Source organism: Streptomyces sp. NPDC086777, assembly GCF_040702065.1.
GTDB lineage: Bacteria > Actinomycetota > Actinomycetes > Streptomycetales > Streptomycetaceae > Streptomyces.
Window position 1 is genome coordinate 225,517 of the sequence record NZ_JBFBJI010000005.1, and the last position, 17,567, is coordinate 243,083.

12 protein-coding genes and 3 pseudogenes are annotated in these 17,567 nt (G+C 69.7%); 4 read left to right on the top strand and 11 right to left on the bottom strand.

The window, feature by feature from the left end; translation table 11 throughout:
* Positions 1-32: 32 nt before the first annotated feature.
* Positions 33-965 (bottom strand): pyridoxamine 5'-phosphate oxidase family protein, encoded by a 933-nt coding sequence (locus AB0472_RS09970; protein WP_366354999.1) that lies wholly within the window; start codon positions 963-965, stop codon positions 33-35.
* A 165-nt stretch (positions 966-1,130) separates the two neighbouring features.
* Between AB0472_RS09970 and AB0472_RS09975 the strand changes: the two genes are divergently transcribed.
* On the top strand, positions 1,131-1,751 hold the full coding sequence (locus AB0472_RS09975; protein WP_366355001.1) for a CGNR zinc finger domain-containing protein: 621 nt from the start codon (positions 1,131-1,133) through the stop codon (positions 1,749-1,751).
* Between the two features lie 239 nt (positions 1,752-1,990).
* On the opposite strand, the gene AB0472_RS09980 is transcribed toward AB0472_RS09975, so the two are convergent.
* A complete protein-coding gene (locus AB0472_RS09980) occupies positions 1,991-4,867 on the bottom strand; it encodes a BTAD domain-containing putative transcriptional regulator (RefSeq protein ID WP_366355003.1) in 2,877 nt (958 codons plus the stop codon).
* A gap of 210 nt (positions 4,868-5,077) precedes the next feature.
* Between AB0472_RS09980 and AB0472_RS09985 the strand changes: the two genes are divergently transcribed.
* Positions 5,078-5,479, top strand: coding sequence for a hypothetical protein (locus tag AB0472_RS09985; protein ID WP_366355005.1), 402 nt, complete (start codon positions 5,078-5,080; stop codon positions 5,477-5,479).
* A gap of 128 nt (positions 5,480-5,607) precedes the next feature.
* A complete protein-coding gene (locus AB0472_RS09990; RefSeq protein WP_366355007.1) occupies positions 5,608-6,411 on the top strand; it encodes a hypothetical protein in 804 nt (267 codons plus the stop codon).
* Here AB0472_RS09990 and AB0472_RS09995 read toward each other — a convergent pair.
* From AB0472_RS09995 to AB0472_RS10035, 9 genes and pseudogenes are all read right to left on the bottom strand, one after another.
* Positions 6,369-7,081, bottom strand: a pseudogene (locus AB0472_RS09995) (lactate utilization protein C). The gene AB0472_RS09990 and the pseudogene AB0472_RS09995 overlap by 43 nt on opposite strands.
* Positions 7,078-7,257, bottom strand: a pseudogene (locus AB0472_RS10000) (lactate utilisation protein LutB domain-containing protein); the annotation flags it as partial. The pseudogenes AB0472_RS10000 and AB0472_RS09995, both read right to left, overlap by 4 nt.
* A pseudogene (locus AB0472_RS10005) lies at positions 7,257-7,585 on the bottom strand ((Fe-S)-binding protein); the annotation flags it as partial. The pseudogenes AB0472_RS10000 and AB0472_RS10005, both read right to left, overlap by 1 nt.
* A 5-nt stretch (positions 7,586-7,590) precedes the next feature.
* On the bottom strand, positions 7,591-8,508 hold the full coding sequence (locus tag AB0472_RS10010) for a carbohydrate ABC transporter permease (RefSeq protein ID WP_366355008.1): 918 nt from the start codon (positions 8,506-8,508) through the stop codon (positions 7,591-7,593).
* Entirely contained in the window at positions 8,505-9,437 is a 933-nt protein-coding gene (locus AB0472_RS10015) for a sugar ABC transporter permease (RefSeq protein ID WP_366355010.1), read from the bottom strand. Before AB0472_RS10015 ends, AB0472_RS10010 begins: the two co-directional genes overlap by 4 nt.
* Positions 9,434-10,822 (bottom strand): extracellular solute-binding protein, encoded by a 1,389-nt coding sequence (locus AB0472_RS10020; protein WP_366355012.1) that lies wholly within the window; start codon positions 10,820-10,822, stop codon positions 9,434-9,436. The genes AB0472_RS10015 and AB0472_RS10020 overlap by 4 nt, the downstream gene beginning before the upstream one ends.
* 127 nt (positions 10,823-10,949) lie before the next feature.
* The gene (locus AB0472_RS10025; RefSeq protein WP_366355013.1) at positions 10,950-12,047 is read right to left on the bottom strand and encodes an enolase C-terminal domain-like protein; all 1,098 of its coding nucleotides are present in this window, start codon (positions 12,045-12,047) and stop codon (positions 10,950-10,952) included.
* 80 nt (positions 12,048-12,127) lie between these two features.
* Positions 12,128-15,385: a discoidin domain-containing protein gene (locus AB0472_RS10030; protein ID WP_366355014.1), complete on the bottom strand. Its 3,258-nt coding sequence runs from the start codon at positions 15,383-15,385 to the stop codon at positions 12,128-12,130.
* A gap of 145 nt (positions 15,386-15,530) precedes the next feature.
* Positions 15,531-16,379 (bottom strand): FCD domain-containing protein, encoded by an 849-nt coding sequence (locus AB0472_RS10035; protein ID WP_366355016.1) that lies wholly within the window; start codon positions 16,377-16,379, stop codon positions 15,531-15,533.
* A 354-nt stretch (positions 16,380-16,733) separates the two neighbouring features.
* Between AB0472_RS10035 and AB0472_RS10040 the strand changes: the two genes are divergently transcribed.
* A complete protein-coding gene (locus tag AB0472_RS10040; RefSeq protein ID WP_366355018.1) occupies positions 16,734-17,567 on the top strand; it encodes a fumarylacetoacetate hydrolase family protein in 834 nt (277 codons plus the stop codon).

The window sequence follows — 17,567 nt, forward strand, 5'->3', positions numbered from 1 at the left end:
GTCCTGACCGTGGCGCCTATGCATCCGGGGAGCTAGTCGGTCAGCGGAGGGGTGTCGGGTGCTGCGGCGACGGAGTCTGCTCTCAGGGGCAGTTCGAGGTCGGCCACCAGGTGCTCGGGGTAGAAGTGCACTCGGCGGCCGGTGCCGTCGTCGTCGCCGGTGACGCCCGGGCCCGTCCATTCCAGCTCGGCGTGTCCGGACAGGTGGAGGCCGCGTCCGGTGGCGAAGTCCAAGAAGACGAGCGTCGCGGCGGGGTCCGTGCTGAGGTTGCCGAGGGTGTTGAACATGTTGTTGCCGGAGTAGTCGGGCCACCACAGCCGCCCGTTCTCGGCCCGGACGAATCCCGGCGACCCGCCGCGGTGCGAGGCGTCGTTGCCCCGGGTGGGATGGGTGGTGCCGATCAGGAAGGTGTCGGACCGTCGGACCAGGGCGATGTCGTCCTGCGTCAAAGCGCTTCCTCGCCGTGCCGGCCCCGCGCCGACAGCCGAACCGGGCGCGGTGTGAAGGTGCCGGCCCTGGATGTACTGAGGGCAGTTGCCGTACAGCTGCTCCACGCTGACGTACAGCCCGCTCTCGTCGGCCCGGGTGAGGGTGCCGTTGATGCGCAGTCGTCGACGCGTGGCGAACTCGATGACGATCAGCCCGACCGGCTGATGCTCGGGAAGTCGCCGCAGCGGCGTCCCCTCCGTGGGCAGCGCCTGCACGTGCAGGACATCCGGTGAGACGGCGCGCAGGAAGCCGGGGGGACCGACGAGCGGGGTGATCCACAGCCGGCCGTCCATGTCACGGCCGGTGATCGCCGCGAAGGTGCGATCCGCCAAGAACTGCGAGACCCCGCTGCGCAGCTGCGCGGGAGCCAGCATGCCTCTGAGCCGGGCAGCCTCTCCGGCTACCCCCGCACGGCGTTGAACGGACAGCTCGCCGTCGTGAAAACCCTCATGCACGGTGCGCATCGAGTCGATCATCAGTCTTCCTTCCCCATGCGCCGGAATGGCGGCCACCCCTTTCCCGTCGCACGATCTAACGCTTACGAAGCAAGTGAAGCGTTAGATACATCTTGACGCGGCCCGGCGCCCGTGTCAAACGATTGGAGCCATATGTAACCGTTAGAAGTGCTGTAGCCTGGGCAGATGGACACCAAGGCACCCCTCATGGGCGAGCCGCTTCCCGTGGAGCTGATGAACACCATCTGGGCGGATCGCCACGGCCGGTACGACGCGCTGCGCGACCCGAGGGGCGTCGAAGCATGGCTGTCCTCCGTCTGCCCCCGAACAGACCTGATGACGGCGGACGACCTCGACGGACTCACCGCACCGGACCTCGACCGGCTGGGCGACCGGTTGATCAGCCTGCGTGACGCCCTCCGCCGACTGGCCGCGGAGGTCACCCAGGAGCCACGACCCGGAGCCGCGTCCGAGATCCTTGATCTGTCCACGGCGGTTCAGGTGCTCAACGAGGCTGCCGGCGAGACACCTCACTGGCCGGTGTTGCGCTGGTCCCCGGGTGCCGAACCCGCACGCCACGGGCACACCGGCGGAAAGGCGGCATGGGCAGTCCTGTCCGCCATCGCCGAAGAGGCGGTCGTCTTCTTCAGCCAGGACTCCCGCCACCAGCTCCGCGCCTGCCTGGCACCGGGCTGCGTCCTGTACTTCCTGAAGAACCACCCCCGCCGGGAATGGTGCTCCACGAGCTGCGGCAACCGGGCTCGCTCCGCACGGCACTACCGACGACACCATCGGAGCACGGCCTGACCGTTGCGCCGCGCACCGAGCAGAGCCGCGACCTCGATCGTGCGGCACGCCCGGAGCGTGCGCCTGTCTGCTCCCTGGTGTGCGCGGTGCCCCCCGCCCTGCAGCCTTGCACTCCGGGACACGCCTCCCGTTACCGTACGTGTCGGCGTATGGCCGATCGAGTCACCGGCGGGGCTTGGAGGGTGTGCTCGTGGGCGGGGCACCGCGCCGCCCTCCCGCGTGCTCGACGCCGACGCGGTTCACGGCGACGACGGGCGTGCGGGGGCGTGCGTCCGGTTCATCTCGCCGATGGCCTGCCACAGCACCTGTGCCCGGCCGCGATGCCGGCGCGCCGGATCGTGAAGGCCGGCGGCGGCCTCCAGGTCGCCGATCAGTTGCCAGCAGGTGGCTTCGTCCTGGCGGTCGCCGTGCCGGTGGAACAGGGCCGCGGCGCGCTCCAACGCCGGGCTCGCCAGGTCCCGGTCGTCCTGGCCGGCGTGCACGCGGCCGATCTCCAGCAACGTGTATGCGGCGCACCGCTCGTCGGCCAGGTTCTCGAAGGTGGTCAGCGCCTGCTCCAGGCAGCGCAGCGCCTCGTCCTGATGGCCGCGCCGGTCGTGCAACCGGCTGAACCGTCGCAGCACGACGGCCACGCGGTGCTCGTCGTCGAGCTCGCCGGCCAGGCGCAGGGCTCCGGTGAACCAGGACTCCGCCGCCTCCAGTCGCCCCTGCATGAGGCGCATCACGCCCATGGAACAGGACAGTTGGGCCTCGATGCGCCGGTCGCCTTCGCCGACCGCGATGGCCAGTGCCTGCTCGACCCGTTCGAGTGCTTCGTCGTCACGGCCCTGCACCCGGCTGACCGTACTGAGGGTCGCCATCGACAGCGCCTCGCCGCGCTTGTCGGCGCCGTCCCGGCACAGCTCGATGGAGGACTCCAGGGCACGGGTCGCCCGGTCGAACTCGTCCTGGTAGATATGCAACTGGCCAAGACCGCGGAGCAGCGCCGATGCCCCGCGCGCGTTGCCGGCGGCCTCCGCCGCGTCCAGGGCGAGCCGGTGACCGTGCTGCCAGTCCTGATACAGACACCGGTGGTCGTAGTACGTCGCCGTACCCGCGGCCAGCTCCCAGGCCGCCTCGTCCAGGCCCCAGTCCACGGCCAGTTGCACGGCGCCGAGCAGGTTGTCGCGTTCCGTGTCGAACCAGCCGAACGGATCGGCCATGAGCCGGTCGACGACCCCGTCCGGCAGCGACCGGCGCGGTGCCGAACCGGGCGCGGCGGCCAGCAGTCCGCCCGGCAGCCGGTCGGTACCGCGCCCGACCAGATCGAGCCAGACGGAGAGCACTCGAACGATCGCGTCCCGCTTGTCCGCCGTCGGCAACTCCGCGGCGATCTCCACGGCGCAGGTCCTGATCAGGTCGTGCAGCCGGTAGCGCGGCTCGCCGAGGGCGTCGGTGGCGGTCAGCCGCACCAGGCTGGCGTCGACGAGGGTGTCCAGCACGTCCTCGGCGTCCGAGCGGTCCAGCAACGGTCCGACCACCCAGCCGGGCAGTGTGGAGGCGCCGAGCAGACCCAGCAGACTCAGCGCCCGCACCGCGTCGGCCGGCAGCAACCGCAGGCTCAGATCGACGCTGGCCCGCACGCTCAGATCCCCGATCCTCAGCTCGGCGAGCCGTCGGGACTCGTCCTCGATCCGTTCCCGCAGCACCCGCAGCGACCAGGCCGGACGGCCGGTGAGTCTGGCGCTGGCGATCCGGATCGCCAGCGGCAGGTTGCCGCAGCAGTCGAGGATCGCGTCGGCCTCCGCCGGCTCCCGCTCGACCCGCTCCCGTCCGACGATTCCCGTGAACAGCTCTCGTGCCTCCGCCGGGCTCAGCACGTCCAGGTCGATGTGGCGGGCACCGGGAAGGTGCGTGAGCAGAGTGCGGCTGGTGATCAGCACGGCACAGCCGTCGGCCGCGGGCAGCAGCGGCAGCACCTGGTCGGCGTGACCGGCGTCGTCCAGCACCACCAGCATGCGGCGGTCCGCCAGCAACGACCGGTAGAGCGCGGCCCGTTCGGACAGGCCGTTCGGGATCGCGCTGCCGGCGATCGACAGGGCGCGCAGCGCCTCGGCCAGCATCAGCGCCGGGTCCCGTGGCTCGTCCGAGGTTGCCGCGAGGTCGAGGTAGAGCTGCCCGTCGGGGAAGAGCCGGCTCGCCAGCCGTGCGGCGTGCGTCACCAGACAGGACTTGCCGACGCCTGGACCGCCCACGACGATGGCCACCGGCGCCCGGTTCGGCCCCGACACGTCGAGTAATCGGGAGATCTCGGCCAGCGCGTCGGCCCGGCCCACGAAATCGGGCACGTCGAGCGGAAGTTGCCGTACCGGCATCGCCATCGCGAGCCCGGAGACCACCGGGTCGGGGCTCTCCGGTGGCGGAGCCGACGGGCTCCGCGTGGGGGGTGTGGGGGCAAGTCCGGGATCCGCGGTGAGGATGCGCTGGTGCAGCGCCTGCAGTGGCGGGGTGGGATCGACGCCGAGTTCGTCGGCCAGTGTCCTGCGCAGCCCCTCGTACACCCGCAGCGCCTCGCCCTGTCTGCGACAGCGGTAGAGCGCGACCATCAGGTGTTCGGCCACCTGCTCGTCGTAGGGATGCTCGCGGCGCAGAGCGGTCAGTTCGTCGACGACCTCTCGATGCCGCCCCAGCTCCAGTTCGACGGCCAGGCACCGTTTGCGGGTGGCCGCGCGTAACTCGTTCAGCCGTGCCGCATCGATCTCCAGGACCTGGCTGCGCATGTCGAGCAGGGCGTGCCCGCGCCAGCAAGCGAGTGCGTGCCGCAGTGCGGCTGCTGTTTCGGCCGGGCTCGTGGACTGTTCGGCGAGGTGTCGTCGGTGGTCGAACTCCAGCAGGTCCAGCTGGCCCGGCGTCAGGTGGATCTCATAGCCGCCGCGCCGCGTGCTGATCAGGGTGCCGGGGGCGCCGCAGGAGACGAGGTTGCGGCGCAGCCCGGAGACGGCGTCCTGGACCTGACGGACCGCGGTGGCAGGCGCGTTCGCGTCCCACATCACGGCGACGAGACGTTCCGTGGTCACGATGTGGTTGGCGTCGAGAAGTAGTGCCGCCAGCATCTTGGCCTGCCGCGGTCCGTTCAACGCAACCGTGTCTCCGGCGATCTGGGCGTGTAACGGCCCCAGTAAGCCGAACTTCATGCTCCCCCTGGTACGTGTCGATGAGCGCGTCCCCCGGCCGGCCTCGTACTAGGACGAATCTAGGACGACCGACGGATCTGTGTCCATAGCGTCTCTTCCGCACCGCCGCACCACTCCCGTTCGGCCAACCGGCAGAAGGAGCAGTCGTCAACCATGGCTCGCAACTGGAAAAGCCTCGGCGCGCTCGCAGTCGCAGGTTGCTGCGCCACGATCGGCCTCACCGCCGGCGCCGCGCAGGCGCAGACACAGGTGAAGACCGGCAACGTCACACAAGCCGGTGCGTACAACGACTCCGGCAGGACCGGCAACTACCAGTTCGTGGCGAACAACTGGGACAGCCGCTACCAGCGTTACCAGCAGTCGCTCGTCTGGGTGTCCGGGCAGGACGGCGGCAAGGACATGGCTCACTGCCTTCGGGGCAACGGCGGCGCCAACTGGTACGAGTCCTCGATCGTCGCCCGCAACGGCACGAACTCCTCGCACTACGACTGCACCAACAACGGCACGTACAACCAGGGCTTCGACCAGGTGGGCGTCGATCTGAGCAACTGGTGACAGGTGCCTGAGCAGGCAGCGGAGTTCCTGGTGCGCCCCGGCCTCGGGGCGCACCAGGGCACGGCAGTCGAAAAGAGGAGGCCCGGACGATGCTGGGCAGACACAGGACCCGCACGGTCGCAGTGACCGTGGCGGTCGCCGCGATGGCCGCGGCCGGCTTCGCGTTCTACCCGTTCCACGGCGCCCCGACGGCCCGGGCAACGGCCAACACCCGCCGCTTCGTGCTGATCCTGGCAGGTGCCTCCGGCCAGTCGGAGTCCGGAAAGTTCGACCTTGAGGTTGCCGCTCGCACGGAGTCCCTGACATCCGCGTGCATGAAGTCGCACGGCCTGCGGTACCTGCCCAGAAACCCGCACAGCGTGGTGGACGTCGAGGACGCCTCGGACTTCTCGAGCCTCGGCTACGCACGAAAGCACGGGTTCGGCATATCGGTGTTCCCGCACTTCGCGCCCGAGGCCCCGGCAGCCAAGAGCTACCTGAAGAACCTCTCGGCTGCTTCCCTCAAGGCTTACGACGCGGCACTTCCCGGCTGCGTGGACAGTGCACAGCGCACGACCGAGAAGGAGTACGGAATCCCGGAGGCGAACTCCGAGTGGGCTCGGGTGGACCACAAGGTGCAACACGACAGAGGTTACCGATCGGCACTCAGGGCGTGGCGCTCCTGCGCGGGTGCGGCCGGTCATCCGGCGCGGTCCCGCCTCGCGCTCATCACAGACCTGCGCAAGCAGTACACGTCCGTCATGGCCGGCATCCAGGGCGGGGACCAAGTGCTGCCCCAGGACAAAGTGGCGGCGCTGGCGGCTCGGAGCCCTGCGTGGCGCAGGTTCCACCGATCGGAACTCGATGCCGCCGTGGCGACGTTTCCCTGCTCGCAGACCACCGATCGGGCCTACGTGTCCATTTTCCTGCGGTACTTGGACCAGGAGAGGTGAAGACGCCGCGCTGGAGGAGACCGCTCCTGGGCAGCCACGGCGCGCACCAGCACCACGTCGAGGGTCCGTGGGCCGTGCACACCCCCTCGACGCGGTCCAGTTCGATGTCGCTGGTGGCGGAGGGTCCAAAGATCCAGGTCAACGGGCGTGTGGGGTCGAGTCGTTCGAGGGCCTGGGGCACGGACGGCACGACCTGGTCCGGGATCCGGACGACGCAGATGTGGTGGTCGGGGACGAGGGTGATGCGGCGGCGGTCCTGGTCGGGACCGCCGTCCAGGACGATCGTGCCGGTCTCGGCGATCGCCACCGCGCACCCGGTGACGACGCTGTCCACTGCGTCCAGCTCGTGCGTCGTGTCCACCGCCCGGTCCGCGACCCGTTCCGCCACGGTCGCCGTGAGCCACTCCGGCGGCAGCGCCGGAGGCACCAGGACCCGAAGCGACCCGTACTCGGCGAGCAACGCGGCAATCGGATCGGGGAGTTCGCTCTCCGCGCACCGGTGCACGAGGGCCCGGTAGTCGGCCAGGTTCTCCGCCAGCAGGTCGACGGTCCGTGTGATGCTGCGGTGTCCGTGTTCGCGGAGATACGTCCGCTCGACCGGTGTGTCCTCGTCCCGTGCCTCGGCCAGTGCGCGTCGTACCCGGCCCAGGATCCGTTCTCTGCTGCTCACTTGGCGTGGTCCTTTCCGCCGTTGGTGCGCTGCCACCAGTCGCGGAACGGCTCGGCCGGCAGGGCCGGCAGGTCCCGGGTGCCGGTCCAGGCCCGGCCGGGGCCGGGCAGGGTACGGGGATGCAAACGGCGGGTGCGCGAGGCCAGGCGCCGGCCGGTGCGCAGGGCTGCCGGGTGACCGGCGCCAGCACGGTCGCGAGATCCCCGCCGCGCCCCTCCGCCCGCGCCCGTTCACCCAACCGCGGATACGGCTCCCGCACCATCGCCCCGCACGAGCCGGACGGAGTCACGATCGCCTCGTACCCGCTGAAGACATCGGAGAAATGCCGGGCCGGCGGCTCCGCCTCATGCCGGTACCCGGTGTTGTAGTGGGCCTGCCGCAGCAGGTCTGACCCATCGGGAGATCGACCTCCACGCCCAGCCTGGTCAGGAGTTTCACCACCGCGCGACCGGTGTCCGGATACAGCGTGTCGTTGACGCAGGTCAGGAACAGGGCGACTCGCATCGCGGTCATTCCTTGGTGGCGCCGGCGAGCATGCCGGCCACCAGGGTGCGCTGTGAGACGAGGAACAGTGCGAGCACGGGGAGGATGGCGAGGATGATCGCCAAAGCCAGTTCGGGAAGGGTGATGTTCAGGCCGGCGCCGGCCACCGGGTTGAACGACGGTGTGGAGGTCAGAAGTTGGTTCAGACCGACCTGGATCGGGAACTGCTCGCTGTTGGGCAGCACGAGGTAGGGCAGGAAGAAGTTGTTCCAGTTGCCGACGAAGCTGAAGAACGCGACCAGTCCGACGACGGGCTTGGCCAGGGGCAGCGCGATGCGGGTGAACAGCTGCCACTCCGTGCATCCGTCGATGCGCGCCGCGGACAGCAGATCCCGTGGCAGGCTGCTGCCGAAGTAGATGTACACGAGGTACACGCCGAACGGATAGAACGAGAAGGGCAGGATGACCGACCAGACCGTCCCGATCAGGTGGAAGCGGTTGAGCTCCAGGAAGACGGGGAGCACCAGGGTGGCCTGCGGCATGATCATGGTGACGAGGGTGATCACCAGGAGCACCTTGCGTCCGCGGAAATTCGTCAGCGCCAGCGAGTACCCCGCGGGGACGCTGACGAGCAGGGTGAGGACGAGTGAACCGCCCGAGTAGATCGCGGAGTTGCGCAGCCAGGTGAGCATGGCGCCGTCCTGGAAGGCGAACAGGTGCTGCCACGCCGTGCCGATCTGGTGGAAGGAGCCGAAGGACAGGGGGTTGTCCCGTACCACTTCACCGGCGGTCTTGGAGGGTGCGAGGAGCAGCCAGAGCACCGGGAGGACGAAGAAGACCAGCAACGCGGCGAGCAGAATGCCCACGACGACGTAGGACACGGCGCGGCCGGGCCGGGCGAGACGGCCGACGCTCGGTGCGGCGTAAGGGGTGGGTGGCGTCATTTCTCATCCAACGTGAACAGGTTCGAGCGGGCTACCAGGAGGCCGGCGGCGAGCAGTCCTACGACCAGCAGGCAGACGGAGATCGCGGCGGCGCCGTTGAAGTCGCCCTGCTGAAAGGCGTAGACGAAGGCCAGCTGGTTGGGCGACCAGGTCGGGCTCACGCGGCCCAGGCTGGCGGTCTGGAGCAGCTGGGGTTCGACGAAGAGCTGGGTGCCGGTCGCGAACGCCATGATGGTCATGTAGACGATCCACTGCCGGATCATGGGGATCTGGATGTGCCATGCGGTGCGCCAGGGTCCGGCGCCGTCCATCCGGGCGGCTTCGAGCACCTCGTCGGGGATGTTGTTCAGGGCTCCGTACATCACGACCATCCAGCCGCCCGCCCCGGTCCAGAACGCGATCAACATCAGGATGAGCGGCAGGTTGCCCGGTGCGAGTACGGCGGCGAAGGTGTGCATGCCCAGGCTGTCCAGCAGCCAGGACACCGGGCTGACGTCCGGGTCGAGCATGAACAGCCAGACCAGGACGCTGGCCACACCTGCCAGCGCGCCCGGGAGGTAGTACAGGAAGCGCAGGAGAGCGGAGAGGCCGGGGCGGATCCTGCCGCGCAGCACGACGGCGACCAGGACGACCAGCACGACCAGGGTGACCAGCCACAGGAGCAGGTAGACGAGCATGTGGCCGAAGGCCGGGAGGAAGCGGTAGTCCTGGGCGACCTTCACGAACTGGTTGAGGCCGGTGAACTGGCCGCGGTCGTTGGTGAACGCCAGGTAGAAGGAGTAGCCGGTCGGGAAGACGCCGAAGGCGAGCAGCAGCAGCGCGTACCCGGCGACGAAGAGGTATCCGGCCGTGCCGCGGCGCCTCCGCCGCGGCACGGTGCCGCGGCGGGGGGCGGAGACGGCGACGCGCTCGGTCTCCAGCAGGGTCACTTGGTGACCACCTTGTATCCCTGCGCCTTCGCCTCGTTGCCGATCTCCTGCTGCCAGGCGGGGAGGGTGGCGGTGAGACTCTTGCCGGCGGTGAGGGCGGGCAGGACGACGCTGGACCAGGCGGTGGAGTCGGAGAAGCGGGTGTTGGACCAGCCGGTCCACACGGCGTCGGCGGCCTTCCGGAACGCGCCGCTGACGTCGTTGGCGAAGTAGTCGCTGTTGGCCGGGTTGGCCAGCCAGGCCTGTGCCGCCTTGGTGTACGCGGGGTAGGTCGGCGCGGACGCCTGGTTGGCGTCGGAGGTGGTCAGCCAGGTGACGAGATCGGTGGAGGCCTTGAGGTCGGCGCTGTGCGAGGAGACCATCCACACGCCGCCGCCGACGTTGCCGGTGGCGACGCCCGACTCGCCCTGCCAGCTCAGCGGGGGCGCGGCGGCGATCTGCTTGGCGGGCGTCTTGAAGGCCGACTTGAAGAGGTACTGGCCGTACCAGGACGGGCCGTAGGCCATGAGCACCTTGTTCCCGCTGTCCTTGGCGAAGCCCTGGCTGAAGAAGCCCTTGGTGGTGAGCGCCTTGGCGTCGATCAGGCTGTCCAGCAGCTTCGCGGTGCGGGTGCAGTCGGGGTCCTGGAGGTCGGTGCGCAGGGTGTCCGGCTTGACCAGGTCGAAGGCGGGGCACTGTCCGGACCAGAAGTACGACTCGTGGGAGTTGGTGTCGCCGACCGAGCCGACGAGGTACCCGGGGTGCTCCTTGGCGACCTTCTTGCCGAGCGCCTCGTATTCCTCCCAGCTGGTGGGGACCTGGTATCCCCACTTGTCCATGAGGGGCTTGTTGTACCAGAGGACGACCTGCGCGATGTCGTTGCGCAGGCAGTAGGTGTGTCCGTTGAACTGGCACGGCGTGAGGGAGCCCTTGGCGAAGCCGTCCAGGGTGCTCTGCTGCACCAGCTTGTCGTCCAGCGGTGCGGCGAAGGGCTGGGCGTCGGGCTTGGTGGCCTTCGAGGCCCAGGTGACGTCGGTGGGCGAGCCGAAGACGACGTCCGGCCAGCCGCTGCCGGTGCGGTCGAACAGCTGGATCTTGGACTGCAGGTAGGTCGAGCCGTCCGCCCCGCCGTCGTAGGTGACGATCTTCAGCTTCGCGTCCGGGTGGGCCTTCTGGTAGGCCTGGACGGCCGGCAGGCGGGTGGAGTCGGCCCACACGGTGATCTCGGAACCGTCCTTCTGCTGGGCCGGCTTGAACGCCGCGCCGGAGGACGAGGAGGGCTGGGTGCTGGTGTCGGCGCTGGCGCAGCCGGCCAGCATGGCCGCGGTGGCCAGGGAGACGGCCGCTGCCGCGGTACGGACGGCCGCTCGGCGTCGGGCGGCTCTCGGAGATCCGGAAGACCTCATCGTCTTGCCTTTCTGTTCATGCCGGGTTCGCTGCCGGCGGGGCGGATCCCCGCACGGCTGGGGTGGTGCGCCGGATGGGGGGCGTCCGCGGTGGTCGCTGTCGCGTCGGACGGCGGCCACGGCCGACTCAGCACGGTTGTTCGACGAACGGCAGCATTGCGTCGCCGTAGCCGAAGTCGAGGGGGAGGGCGATGCCGGGCCCGGTGGGGGCGTGGACCAGACCCTGGTCGTCCACGTGGCGTTCGCGTACGACGTGCGCCGAGGTGACCAGGGACTCGTAGTAGGTGGTGTTCGAGATGGCCATGCACAGGTGGTGGTTGGGGATGTCCGAACCGTGCACCTCGGCGCGCAACCGGTAGGCGTCGGCGAGGTGGGCGGTGCGCATGGCTCCGGTGATGCCGCCCCTCAGGTTGGTGCTGGCGCGGACCCCGAAGGTGGCGGCGCCGGCCCGGATGAAGTCGGCCGAGTTCATGTGGGCTCCGTCGGAGGTCTCGGCGACCAGCAGCGGGATGTCCACGGCCGTGGCGAGCTGCTGGTACGCGGAGACGCTGAACTCGCGCATCGGCTCCTCGTACCAGAGGTAGTCCGCCTCGGAGAGGGCCCGGCCCAGGCGGATGGCGTCGGGCAGGTCGAAGCCGGCCGAGCCGTCGTACATGAGGGGGATGTCGGGGCCCACGTGGTCGCGCAGTGCGAGGCAGAGCGCCGCGTCGCGGCGGGCGTCGCCCCAGGCGTGCAGCTTGATGCCGCGGTAGCCCAGTGCCAGACACTGGTCGGCCACGTCGAGGAACTCCTCGGTGGAGGAGAAGGTGGAGGTGGAGGCGTAGGCCGGGATGGCCTCGCGGAACCCGCCGAGGAGCCGCCAGACCGGCTGTCCGTGGTAGCGGCCGGCCAGGTCCCACAGGGCGGTGTCGATGAGGCCGAGGGTGGGAAGCGGGAGTTCGTGGATGCGGTCCAGCTCCCACACGCGGTGCCACAGCCACTCCCGCCGGAAGGGGTCGGCGCCGAGGAGTTCGTCCCGGAAGACCCGGTCCACCAGTTCGGTGAGGGTGGTGAAGGCTCCGGGGCGGGCGAAGACCGCCACGCCTTCGGCGCCTGCGTCGGTGCCGATGTGCAGGACCGCGCCGTCGCCGACCTCGGGGCTGCCGCTCAGGCCGTCGCGCCACCGATAGGGGGGGCTGACCGCCGGAACGTCGATCCGGTGTACTTCGACATGGGTGATCTTCATCCTGGCTTTCGTCTCTGTGTGGGCGGAGCCGGCCGGGCGCCGGCGGCGGGGTGGCCGCCGGCACCCGCCGTGCGGGTGGCTCAGAAGCCGCCGTACGCCTGGAGTTCGTAGATGCTGCCGCCGTTCCAGCTGGATCCGGTGACCGTCAGGCGCAGATAGCGTGCGGTGACCGGGTGGTCGGCGAAGGCGTAGTTGGTCGCGGAGGTGGTGTTGTCCGCGGTGTGGTCGTCGAGCAGGGACCAGTTCTCGCCGTCGGTGGAGTACTCCAGGCGGTACTTGTAGCCGCCGGCCTTCTCGAAGGTGACCGCCACGCTGGAGACGTCGGTGGCGTCGCCGAGGTCGACCTGGATCCAGGACGGGTCGGGCAGGCCGAGGCCCTGGGCCCAGCGCGTGGACAGGTCGCCGTCGACGGCGTTGGCGGGCGCGTATCCGTCCGACTCGGAGGAGGCGGTGGCGGTCTTGTGCAGGGCGAGGTCGTCGTCGGCGGGTGTGGTGACGGTGGCCGCGGGGCTGGGGTCGGAAGTGTTCAGGGCGGCGTCACGGGCGACGACCGTGTACGTGTACGGGGTATGGGCGGTCAGGCCGGTGACCCGCAGGGTGGTGTCGTCGGTGACGGCGATGCGCTTGCCGTCCTGGTAGACCACGTAGCTGGTCACGGCGGTGTCGTCGGTTGCGGCCGGCCAGCTGAGGTCCAGGGCGCCGGGCGCCAGCGGGCGGATCGAGGGCTGTCCGGGCCGCGAGGGAGCGGTGTGGTCCGAGCTGGGGGCGGCCGGGCTGCCGTAGACCTGGAAGTCGAAGATGCTGCCGCCGTTGCCGCTGGAGCCGGTCACGGTGAGCCGTACGTAGCGGCCGGTGACCGGGTTGTCGGTGTGGTCGTAGTCGGTCTGGGCCGTGGTGTTGGTGGCGGTGCGGTCGGCGAGGGTCTTCCAGTGGACCTCGTCGGGGGACACCTCGAGCCGGTACTTGTATCCGCTCGCCTTCTCGAAGGTGGTGATGGTGCCGTCGACGTCGTAGGAGGCCCCGAGGTCCACCTGGATCCAGGACGGGTCGGGCAGGCCGAGGCCCTGGGCCCAGCGGGTCGACAGGTCGCCGTCCACCGCCTTCTCGGGGTGGTTGTCCTCGGAGTCGGAGGAGGCGGTGACCGGCTTCTTCAGTGCCAGGTCCTGGCCGGCCGGCATGGTGAGCCTCAGCGTGCGGCTCGGGGTCGACTCGTTGCCCGCCGCGTCACGCGCGGTGACCTGGAAGGTGTACGTCTCTCCGGCCGTCAGTCCGGAGATGCGGACGGCGGGGGTGGCGGAGGCGTTGACGAGCTTGCCGTCCTGGAACACGGAGTAGCCGGTGACGGCGGTGTCGTCGGTGGCGGCGGGCCAGCTGAGGTCGGCCACGGTCGGGAAGTCGGTGACGGCGGTCGGGGTGCCGGGGGCGCCGGGCGCCCGGTGGTCGACGACGTCGGGGCCGGGGTCGAGATGGCGGTAGGGCTTCTGCAGTCCGGCGTTGTTCACGATCGAGGCGGGCAGTTGGTCGCAGGCGCCCACGGTGACGTTGCCGTTCACGGTGTCGTTCCTGCTGAGGTACTGGACGCTGAAGGCGGGGTTGGTCGTGTAGTTGCCGGTGGCCCGACTGTCCTCGGCGTGGTTCATCAGCAGCCACTGGAAGGCGATGTCGCAGAACGCGTTGCCGGTGTTGGTCCAGTGGCGGCTGCCCTCGTCGTGGTAGACGGCACCGTAGGCGGGGCCGGGGACGCCGTGGATGTAGTTGCCGGAGACGCGGCCGCGGGGGTTGTCGCTCAGGGTGTAGACCGCGCCGCCGTCGGCCTGCGACTTCATGATGTCGTAGATCTCGTTGTCGCTGACGACGTTGTCACGGCTGATGGTCGGGGTGTCGGAGACCGGGACGCCCGCGTTGCCCGGGTAGGCGGAGTTGCCGCCCTGGTCGGTCAGGCCCCAGCCCCAGCCGACCGAGATGCCGCTGTAGGGCAGGTCGTGGACCTTGTTGTGGGTGATCACCGTGGTGTCGGTGTAGCCGGCCAAGATGCCGAGGGAGCCGTTGTACTGGTCGGCGACCTGGGTGACGACGTTGTTGTCGACGCGGGTGTCCAGGGTGATGTCCCGCGGGTCGTCGGGGTGGGCGTCGCCCCAGGTGACGCCGCCGATCTGGATGCCGGTCGCGGCGATCTGCCGGAAGACGTTGCCGGTGATGTCGGTGTGCTGGGTGCCGGTGTTCAGGTTGAGGCCGACCGCGCCGAGGTGGGTGAAGGTGTTGTCCTCGAAGTCGATGCCCCGGCCGTGGCTGACGTTGACGGCTCCGGGTGTCTTCTTCCAGTTCAGACGGGTGGAGTCGAAGGTCGGGTTGTCGTCGCCGACCATCCGGAAACCGGCCTGGCCCTCGATGAGTCCGTCGGCCGAACTCGGCTCCAGCCAGCTGGAGTAGGAGAAGGTGAGGCCCTGGAACGCGACGTCCGTGACGGGGTGGTCGCGGGTGCCGTTCAGGTCGACCAGGTCCTGGATCGCGGGCACGGTGACGTCCGCGGTCTTCATGTTCTCGCCCGGCTCGGGCATGTAGTAGATGGCGCCGGCGCTCTTGTCCAGGTACCACTCCCCCGGGCTGTCCAGCAGTTCGCGGGCGTTCTCCAGCCAGGTCGGGTTCTGGATCTCCTGGCCCTGCTGGAGGTTGGCGTTGTGCCAGCAGGGCTGCCGCATCGTCATCGTGGTGCCGGAGATGGACTCGACGGAGCAGCGCATCAGCTTCCAGCCCCAGGAGCTGACGACTTCGAGGTCCTCGGGGTGCTGGTAGGCGCTGATGGAGTTGTCGGTGAAGGTGTAGCCGGTGGCGGTCTTGCTGAAGCCGGAGGGGTTCTTGCCGCTGCGGGCCCGGGTCCTCGACTCGCCGTTGACGTAGAGCTGGCGGGTGTCGAGGCCGGTCAGCTTCGCCTTGTAGACCTTGCCGTCCGCGTCGGCCTTCGTCCAGCCGGTGACCTGCCTGCCGCCGCTGATCACCGGGTGGGCTCCGGGTGCGGCCTCGTAGACGATCTTCTGGCCGTTCCTGCCGGAGTCCCGGGCGGTGAGGGTGAAGGTGCGGCTGAGCCGGTACGTGCCGGATAGCAGCCGCACGTGGATGTCGCCGCCGAACCGGGACTTGGCGTCGCGCACGTAGTCCCGGGCGTGTTCCAGGGTCTTGAAGGGGTGGCTCGCGGTCCCCCGGCCGGTGTCCTTGCCGCCCGGGGAGACGTAGACGGTCAGCCCCGCGGCCTTGGGGGCCGCCTGGGCCGGGGCTGCGGCCAGCGGGGCCACCGCCAGGGCGACCGGCAGGGCGGCTATGAGGATTCTCGGCAGGGGCACGGCTCTGCCCCTGCGTACAGACAGAAGAGACACGGAGATCCAATCGTCTGGGGGAAGGGAACACAGGAAACGGGTCATCCGCCCTGTTCCTGGTACAGCGGTCGGCGCGGGCCCGTCGCAGTGCGGCGACGGGCCCGCCGCCGACCTAGGACGCCGACGTCTGCGGGGGCTCCGCGACCGGCCCGGGGCCACTGTCCACTGACGTCCGCGCGGGCCCCCCGGGGGCGGCGCGGTCGTCGAGGTTGAACAGCCGGTCGCGGATCTTCCGCTCGAACTGGCTCTGGGTGGTCGCGATGTGCTCCACCATCAGCCGCTCGGCGAGATCGGCCTCCCCCGCGGAGACCGCCTCGGCGATGGCGAGGTGCTGGCGTGCGGCGACCTCCAGGGAGCCAGGCGCGTCGCCGTGGAAGAGCAGCACGTCGGACTGGCCGGCGAGACGTCGCACGCCGGCGACGCTCGAACGGAGGAACACGTTGTGCGAGGCGGCGCCGACCGCGTCGTGGAATGCCTCGTCGGCGCGGGCGAAAGCGTGCACCTCGTGCCGTCCTGCGGCATCCAGCGAGGCCTGCGCACTGTCCTTGATGGCACGGACCTCGATGGGCGTGGCGAGGGTGGCGGCCCTGCGGGCGGTCTCCGACTCGATCACCGACCGGTAGTCCAGGAGCATCAGGACGTCCTCCATGCTCGTCGGCCGGAACTGGGACATCTGGTCGTCGACCAGTCCCCCGGTCCCCTCGGCGACGAAGATGCCGGCTCCCCGCCGCACGCTCAGCCGGCCGATGGCGGCCAGGACCTTCACGGCCTCACGGGTGACGTTGCGGGTCGCGCCCAGGACCTCGGCGAGGCCCTGCTCGGTGGGGAGCCGGTCACCGGGACGCAGCCCCTGCGCGGAGATGTACTCCAGCAGCTGCTCGGCCACCAGCTCGTACCCGGGCCGGTAGGGACGTGACGTGTCGTCATCCCCCTTGCCCGGGACGCGCGACGGATCGGCCACGATGCACTCCTTCTCGTTCGGTGAATGAATCTGGTTCATCGGCGAGGTCACTATGACATCTGCGTTACGTGATGGATAGATGTTGACGAGGATCAGTTTCAAATCCGACTTAACATGCCAGAATCCCTGGTCAGAGAGGCTTTGCAAGTCGCCTGTTGCGCCAGAGCGATCTCATCCATATGGTCCTGAGCGTCAGATGAAGCAGATCCATCGCGCGCAACGGAGGCCGGTGACCCGACTCCGTGGCCGTGTCGCAGGAGCGTCCGACGTGAGCCGCCGTCGACGCCCGGGGTCGGACGACCTCGCACTGCGCCTGACAGCCGAAGTTCGAAGGCACCTTTGCGGGAGGGTTCTGTGAGACTGGCGCGGCACGGCTCGGCTGGAGCCGAGACACCCCTGATATCCGGACCGGACGACGTGTGGCGCGATCTGCGCCCGGTCGTCGACGACCTGAACGGCGACACCCTGCCCGCGGTCCTGGCCGGCGTCGACCTGAGCGCGTTGCCTCCGGTCGAGCGGCCGGACAGGTTCGGGCCCCCGCTGAGCGGCTTGGGCGAGATCGTGTGCATCGGGCTGAACTACCGGCAGCACGCCGCGGAGACCGGTGCCGCCGTCCCCGACGAGCCGATCGTCTTCCTCAAGGCCGCCGACACCGTGGTGGGTCCCGACGACGCGGTACTGATCCCCCGCGGTTCGGTCGAGACCGACTACGAGGTCGAACTCGCCGTCGTCATCGGCCGCGAGGCCCGCTACCTCCCCGACGAGGCCGCCGCGGCCGCCTGCGTGGCGGGATACGCGATCAGCAACGACGTCTCCGAGCGCGAGTTCCAGCTGGAACGGGGCGGTCAGTGGGACAAGGGCAAGAACTGCGAGACCTTCAACCCGCTCGGGCCCTGGCTGCTCACCGCCGACGAGGTGCCCGACCCCCAGGCGCTGGGCCTGCGGCTCTCGGTCAACGGCCTGGTCCGCCAGAACGGCAGCACGTCCGACATGATCTTCGGCGTCTTCGAGCCGATCCGCTACCTCAGCCACTTCATGGTCCTGCGCCCCGGTGACGTGATCAACACCGGCACACCGGCCGGCGTCGCCCTCGGACTGGCCGGCACCCCCTACCTGCGGCCGGGCGACGTCGTGGACGTGGAGATCGACGGCCTCGGCCGGCAGCGACAGACACGCGAGGAGGCCTGA

Excerpts from the sequence above, each read along its gene's own strand:
- AB0472_RS10020 (WP_366355012.1), bottom strand. The coding sequence starts at position 10,822 with ATGAGGTCTTCCGGATCTCCGAGAGCCGCCCGACGCCGAGCGGCCGTC.
- AB0472_RS10025 (WP_366355013.1), bottom strand. The coding sequence starts at position 12,047 with ATGAAGATCACCCATGTCGAAGTACACCGGATCGACGTTCCGGCGGTC.
- AB0472_RS09985 (WP_366355005.1), top strand. The coding sequence starts at position 5,078 with ATGGCTCGCAACTGGAAAAGCCTCGGCGCGCTCGCAGTCGCAGGTTGC.
- AB0472_RS09975 (WP_366355001.1), top strand. The coding sequence starts at position 1,131 with ATGGACACCAAGGCACCCCTCATGGGCGAGCCGCTTCCCGTGGAGCTG.
- AB0472_RS10010 (WP_366355008.1), bottom strand. The coding sequence starts at position 8,508 with ATGACGCCACCCACCCCTTACGCCGCACCGAGCGTCGGCCGTCTCGCC.
- AB0472_RS09970 (WP_366354999.1), bottom strand. The coding sequence starts at position 965 with ATGATCGACTCGATGCGCACCGTGCATGAGGGTTTTCACGACGGCGAG.